This is a genomic window from Amycolatopsis sp. M39, assembly GCF_001651785.1.
Lineage (GTDB): Bacteria > Actinomycetota > Actinomycetes > Mycobacteriales > Pseudonocardiaceae > Amycolatopsis > Amycolatopsis rubida.
The window spans coordinates 21,729-27,890 of record NZ_LWSF01000047.1 but is presented as its reverse complement, the minus strand read 5'-3'; the positions used below and the strand labels follow the sequence as shown (position 1 = coordinate 27,890).

5 protein-coding genes and 1 pseudogene are annotated in these 6,162 nt (G+C 71.5%); 3 read left to right on the top strand and 3 right to left on the bottom strand.

Going from position 1 to position 6,162, the window contains the following annotated elements; all coding sequences use genetic code 11:
• Together A4R44_RS44435 and A4R44_RS44430 are read right to left on the bottom strand one after the other, a co-directional pair.
• Nucleotides 1–462: pseudogene (locus tag A4R44_RS44435) on the bottom strand (hypothetical protein); the annotation flags it as partial.
• A gap of 55 nt (nucleotides 463–517) precedes the next feature.
• Nucleotides 518–1,921 carry an MDR family MFS transporter gene (locus A4R44_RS44430; protein WP_067595540.1) on the bottom strand — a complete coding sequence of 468 codons (1,404 nt, stop codon included), beginning with the start codon at nucleotides 1,919–1,921 and terminating at the stop codon, nucleotides 518–520.
• A gap of 132 nt (nucleotides 1,922–2,053) precedes the next feature.
• Between A4R44_RS44430 and A4R44_RS44425 the strand changes: the two genes are divergently transcribed.
• The 3 genes from A4R44_RS44425 to A4R44_RS51620 all read left to right on the top strand — a co-directional run bounded on the left by A4R44_RS44425 (nucleotide 2,054) and on the right by A4R44_RS51620 (nucleotide 4,956).
• The gene (locus tag A4R44_RS44425) at nucleotides 2,054–2,884 is read left to right on the top strand and encodes an AraC family transcriptional regulator (RefSeq protein ID WP_198545678.1); all 831 of its coding nucleotides are present in this window, start codon (nucleotides 2,054–2,056) and stop codon (nucleotides 2,882–2,884) included.
• 306 nt (nucleotides 2,885–3,190) lie between these two features.
• The gene (locus A4R44_RS49765) at nucleotides 3,191–3,799 is read left to right on the top strand and encodes a hypothetical protein (protein WP_067595537.1); all 609 of its coding nucleotides are present in this window, start codon (nucleotides 3,191–3,193) and stop codon (nucleotides 3,797–3,799) included.
• A complete protein-coding gene (locus tag A4R44_RS51620) occupies nucleotides 3,715–4,956 on the top strand; it encodes a hypothetical protein (RefSeq protein WP_338080513.1) in 1,242 nt (413 codons plus the stop codon). The genes A4R44_RS49765 and A4R44_RS51620 overlap by 85 nt, the downstream gene beginning before the upstream one ends.
• 15 nt (nucleotides 4,957–4,971) lie before the next feature.
• Here the strand turns inward: A4R44_RS51620 and A4R44_RS44405 are convergent, their stop codons facing one another.
• Nucleotides 4,972–6,156 carry an FAD-binding oxidoreductase gene (locus A4R44_RS44405; protein WP_067595531.1) on the bottom strand — a complete coding sequence of 395 codons (1,185 nt, stop codon included), beginning with the start codon at nucleotides 6,154–6,156 and terminating at the stop codon, nucleotides 4,972–4,974.
• Nucleotides 6,157–6,162 lie beyond the last annotated feature (6 nt).

Genomic DNA, 6,162 nt, shown 5'->3' with positions numbered 1-6,162 from the left:
CTCAAGATCAAAGCAGGTCACGTCACCTACTTCGAGGACAGGCCCTAGATTGCCAGTGCGGGGCACTCTGTTCTGGCGGGAAGGAAAACGAGCGATGAGGAGCACAACTGGCACCGGCGCTGGCAAGAGCGCCACCAGCCCGTAGACCGCGTATTTCGTGCCGAGCGGGTCGTCCTGACGTTCGAGCGCGCTCGCGATCGGACCACCGGTCTCCGTGACAGCCTCGACCCGGCAAGGCAGGTTGTCTGGGTGCAACCACCTCACGTGCAGGAAAAGCGGCACGATGACGTCCGGGCCTAGGGCCGCAGCTCGCTCCAGCACGCTTCGCAGCCCGGTCTCGTCGTGCTCACCGACATACCCGGCGTCCGGAATCACGGCGGGCAGGCCCAGTCTCCGCTGCCGCCGGATCCAGCCGCGGTCGAAGGGAGCCGACGCCAGCGACCGGTTCTCCGCGATACTCACCGCGCGAGCATCGCTTTCTGGAACACAACTCGCCACTGCGCCCGGATCGGCCCGTTCAGGCGGCGGTGCCGGCCCTGCGGCGAGCGTGCAGTTCAGTGCGCGCGAGCACGACAGCCGGGACGGCGGCGGCGATCGCGCTCGCGAGGACCCACCAGAACGTGGCGGCGAAGCCGCTGGCCTGTCCGGCGGGTGTGGGGTCGTCGCGGAGCTGGCCGGCGAGGACCACGGTGAGCACAGCGGTGCCGATCGCGCCGCCCACGCGCTGAAGGACGTTGAGCTGCGGGGTGGCGTCGGGGATCTTCTCCGGGGGCAGGGCACGGTAGGCGGCGGTCATCGCCGGGATGATCGACAAGCCGAAGCCGACGCCCCGGAAGACCATGACGAGGCACAGCAACAGGTACGGAGTGGTGGCGGTCAAGAACACGAACGGGACGGTCGAGATCGCCAAGACGGCGGTACCGGCGAAGGCGGTGCTCCCGGCTCCCCAGCGATCGGTGAGCGGAGCCGCGAGCAGCGCGCCGAGGCCGGTCGGGGCGAGCAGCAGCCCGGCGAGGACCACGCTCTCGCCGCGGACAGTCTGGAAATACAGCGGCATCAGGATCATCCCGCCGAAATTCGCGGCGCCGAGTGCGAACTGGGCGACCGACGCGGCGGCGAACGCTCGGTTGCCGTACAGCCGGAGGTCGAGCAGCGGCCGCTTCGCCCGCAGGGCCTGCCGGACGAAGCCAGCCAGCGCGGCCAGTCCGACCAGCAGCGCGACGACCGCCGCCGTGTCCCATCCGGCCACGACGCCGGTCTCGGCCAGGCCGTAGGTGAGGCACCCGATCCCCACGGAAGCCAGGACCAGGCCGGTCACGTCCAGCCGTCCCGCGTCGCCGCCTTTCCCGCGCGGCAAGAGCCGCAGAGCCAGCACAGTGCCGGCGACGCCGAAGGGGACGTTGAGCCAGAAGATCGCCCGCCACCCGATGCTTTCGATGAGCAGACCGCCGATCGCGGGCCCGAGCGTCGGGGCGAGCACGATCGGCACCGCAAGGATGCCCACCACCCGCCCCATCTGCGCCTTGGCGGACTGCGCGGTCCAGATCATCGTGCCGACCGGCATGATCGCCCCGCCGCCGGCGCCCTGCAGCGCCCGGGAGACGATCAGCATTCCCGCGCTCTGCGAACACGCGCACAACACCGATCCGACGGTGAACACCGCCAACGCGGCGACATACAGCCGGGCGGCGCCGAACCGGCGGGCCGCCCAGCCGGTCACCGGGATCACCGCCGCGAGCGCGAGCAGGTAAGCGGTCACCACCCACTGCACCGTCCCCAGCCCGGCGCGCAAGTCGGCCGAAAGGGTGTGGACGGCGACGTTGACGATCGTCGAGTCCAGGAACGTCAGCGACGCGCCGATCATCACCACTCCGATCGATCGGCGCAGCGCGGGCGAAAACGGCTCAGCAGAGACGGTCATGCCCGCACCGCCTTCGCCGCGCGCACCGCTTCGGACGATCCGCCTGGCTTCGCCAGGTCCCCGGTTTCGATCGGCATTTCGGGCATCAGCCACGCACCCCTCAAGTCAGGCCCCTAAGTTAGGCTGGCCGCTGTGCGCGCAGAGGCCAATCAATACCCCGAACCGGCCAACCAGGCGTGGCGGACCGCGAGCGGTTCGGCGGAAAAATCCCGGGCTGCGGGCACCGCGGCGGCCTCGCCCATCCTGTGCATCGACCGAGACACCGCCCGGGACCGCGAACTGCTGCGGCTGCACTCGCACCCGGAACCGATGCTCACCTGGAGTTCGTCCGCGACGCTGCTGGGCACCGTCGCCGGTCGCGACTGGCTGATCCCGCCCGGCTACGGGCTCTGGGTGCCCGGGGGCATCGAGCATTCCGGCTCCGTGCTGCACGCGGGCGAAATGGTGACCATCTCCTTCTCCGCAGGCCACTGCCCGCTCGCCTGGGCCGAGCCCGCCAGCTTCGCCGTCGGGTCGCTGCTGCGCGAGATCATCGCCCACTTGCACGACATCGCCCCCGGCGACCACAGCCGTCCGGCCGCCGAGGCGCTCATGTTCGAACTGCTCACCCCGCTGCCCGCGCACCACATCAACGTCGCGCTGCCCGCCGACCCGCGCGCCCGCGCGATCGCCGAACGACTTCTCGCCCACCCGGCCGACCGGCGCGAACTCGCCGCCTGGGCCGAGCACGTCCATGCCAGCGTCCGCACGCTGTCCCGGCTGTTCCGCGCCGAAACCGGGCTCGCCTTCGCCGACTGGCGCGCCCAGGTCCGCATCCGCGCCGCCATCCCCATGCTGGCCGGCGGCACGTCAGTCAGCGCCACCGCCCGCGCGGTCGGCTACCGCAAACCGAGCGCGTTCATCGCCGCGTTCCGCAGGTCCACCGGCCACACCCCCGGCACCTACCTTCCCCGGCCGCGCTAGGCACGCCGCGGCCGGAATGCCCGAGGCGGCCGATCGACCGCACGAGCGGAGACGCACCGGTTCCCTCATCAGCGGCGAAGCGGGACGAGGGCGGTGCCGACGAGCCGGGCGCGGGTCCCTGTGCCCGCTGCCGGGCCGCGGCGCTGGCGATGTTCACGCGGGTTTCGCCGAACGCAAGCCGATTCCCGGCGTCCGGCGTTGTCCAGCCCGGACCCGATCGACTCGCACCGACGCGCCCCGCAGGGAACCCGCTCGCGACCGCGATGACAATCATTCTCGTTACCGCACCGAGCGAGAGGGTCAGCAATGGCCAGGACGGCGCGTACCACCGAGCTGCCGCTCTCCGCCGATGTCGCGGCACGGCTCGCCCGCAAGCCGGAGGTGCTGGCGTTCGTCATGAGCCCGGTGCTGCGGGTGTATCGCATGGACGTGCCCGCGCGCATCGAAGCGGGCACGCACGGCAAGGCCCGCCTGTGGTGGTTCGGCGTTATCGCAGTCGAACGGCTGGGCCCGCTGGAGATCCGCACCGACGAGCACGGCGGGCCCGTGCACACGTGGCGGCACCGCCTCACCTTCGTTCCGCTCGGCGAGCGCCGGTGCCGCTACACCGACGAGACCGAGACCGGCGACGGATGGCGCGGAGCGCCGACCCGGCTGTTCGGCCGCATTGTTATTCGCAATGATTTTCATGAACCTCACCCAGGTGTCCCGGACAGCGCTCACTTGCGAATACGCCCGCGCCGGCGAGCAGCCGCTGCTGCTCGACCCGCATGCCCTCAAGTCGCGCCCGCGGTGGTCACGCCGACGCTCGGCGGCGGCGCGGACGGCACGTGGCGGATCGTGATCGCGGTGATCGTCGTGTCCAAGCGGCGCGGCAGCGTCATGGCGGAGACTCCGGCGGAGGCGAAAGCCTGACGCATTGCTCCACTCGGGCCTGGTACGCCTGCCGGGCCGGGGGGCATCCGGTCATCCTGTGGATCGACGGCGGCGCTTGGTTCCTCGGCGACCGCACCGACGACGCAGTGCTGTGCGCGGGGCTGGCCGCCCGCGGAGTAGCCGTGGCCAGCATCGACTACCGGCTCGGCGAAGCAGGCGCGTTTCCCGCGGCCGGGCGCTGGCCGGGCGGCCGTGCGCTGGCTGGCGACTGGCAAGATCGCCAGCCGGGGCGCGTCGGCCGCCTCTCGCTGATGGCAGCCCTGTCCCCCGCCGACCCCGGCGGGACCGATCGGATCGACGCCGTGGTCGACTGCTGCGGGCCCACCGACCTCGTGGCCCGCCTGGCACGGACCGACCTGGAACGCGCGATCGTGCGCCTCCCGCCGGACGCCTGCTGCCTGCGCACCGGCATCGAAACCCCGACCTGGACCGGGCGCGGCAGGCCGGCCCGCTCTGCCAGCAGCTCGACCAGAGCCGACGGCCGCACGAGGCGCTCGTCGCGGGCCGCGAATCGCACCTGCTGGTGCTCGGCGGCGCGGGGCACGGCGACCCTCGCTACCAGTCCCCTGGATCCTCGACGCCACCGCCGCTTTCCTCAAGCAGCATCTCGCCGCCTAGCGAAAAGAAGGCTCATGACGCAACGATCAGGTCCGGCCCCGACGGCTCCCTCCAGCAGCGAGGATCCCGCCGAGTTCTGGGAAAACCTGTACCGCCGGCAGCGCGACAACCACGACTTCCGGGGTGTCAGGGTCAATCCCAGGCCCGTCGAAGCGGCCGAGCCGCTCCAGCCCGGCATCGCACTCGACCTCGCCGGTGGTGCCGGAGGCGACACCCTGTGGCTGGCCCGGCGCGGCTGGCGGGTCACCGCCACCGACATCTCGGCGACAGCTGTCGAAAAGGTGCTGCGTCTGGCGAAAGAGGAAGCTCTCGGCGGTCTGGTCACGACCGAACGACATGACCTCGCCGAGACTTTCCCCGGCGGCCGCCTGCCCGGACAGCTACGCCGGACTCGGCCTCGATCCCCCGGCCTGGACCGTGGAGCGCGCCGACACCCCGCAACGCACGGCGACCGGCCCCGGCGGACCGACAGCGGTCGTCACCGGCGACGTGCTGCTGATCCGCCGGCCGGAGGCTAGCGAGCGGCCGGACGGCTACTGTGCCGCCGGGAAATGCAGCGTCGCGAACTTCGGGAAGTCGTTGATGGTCTTGCCGATGAGCCGGTCCGGCGCGTAATCCGCCAGCAGCGGGGAGCGGGCCCCTTCCAGCAGTTCCGCGCTGATCAGCTTGCCCAGCAACGGAGCCAGCGTGATCCCGCTGTGAGTGGCCACCAGGTACACCCGGGCCGGCTCGGTGACGAAACCCGCGGCGGGCAGGCCGTCGGCCGGCCGGGCACGCTGGCCGACCTTGATCTGCTCGATCTTCGCGCCCGCGGTGTTGGCGAACAGGCGGTTGAGCCTGCGCAGCATCTCCTCGCCGATCAGCGCGGTGGTGTCCGCGTGGTAGGCGGGGTCGGCCCGGTGGTCGAGGTCCGGGGTCTGCAGCAGCAGCCTGCCGCCGCCGTCGGGGCGCACGTTCATCTCCGGGGTGATCAGGTTGGAACTCAGCTGGACGTACTGCGGGTCGGTGCGGCCGAGGAAGCCGCACGCGAACTTGTTCGGCTGGTCCGGGTCGATCATCGCGAACTGCTTGCCCAGCACCTTCATGACCGACTCGCTCCAGCGGCCCGCGGCGCTCACGACGAAGTCGCCGCGCCAGTTCTCGCCGGTGCTCAGTTCGAGCGTGACGCCGGTGCTGTCCTCGGCGATGTCGAGCACGTCGGCCGGCGCCCGCAACCGCGCGCCGTTGGCGCGGGCCTCCGACCACAGCCGGGCGAGCAGAACGCTGGGCACGACGTAGCCCTCGCTCGGGAAGTGGACGATCTCCGAAGACCGCGGGTGCACGCGCAGCTCCGGGATCCGCGTCCGCAGCTCCTCGGCCGTCGTCTTGCGGATCGGGTACCCGAGGTCGGTCAGCCGCTGGACCCGCGCCTGCAGCCGTTCCCCGACCGCGGGATCCGTGGTCCACTCGTAGGTGCCGGTCTGCAGGTACCAGTGCGCCTCGCTGGCCGAGTCCCGCTGCAGCCGCTCGTGTTCCCGCATCCCGGCCAGGTTCAGCTCGTAATAGGAATCCGGCGACTTGCCGTTCGAGTTGACCCACGCGAACGTGCCGGAGCTGGTGCCGGCTCCGATGCGGTCTCGCTCGAAGATCGTGACCTCGGCGCCCGCCGCGGACAGGGAACGGGCGACGGACAGGCCCACGACCCCCGCCCCGACGACGGCGATCGACGGTCGGCTCATGGTGGT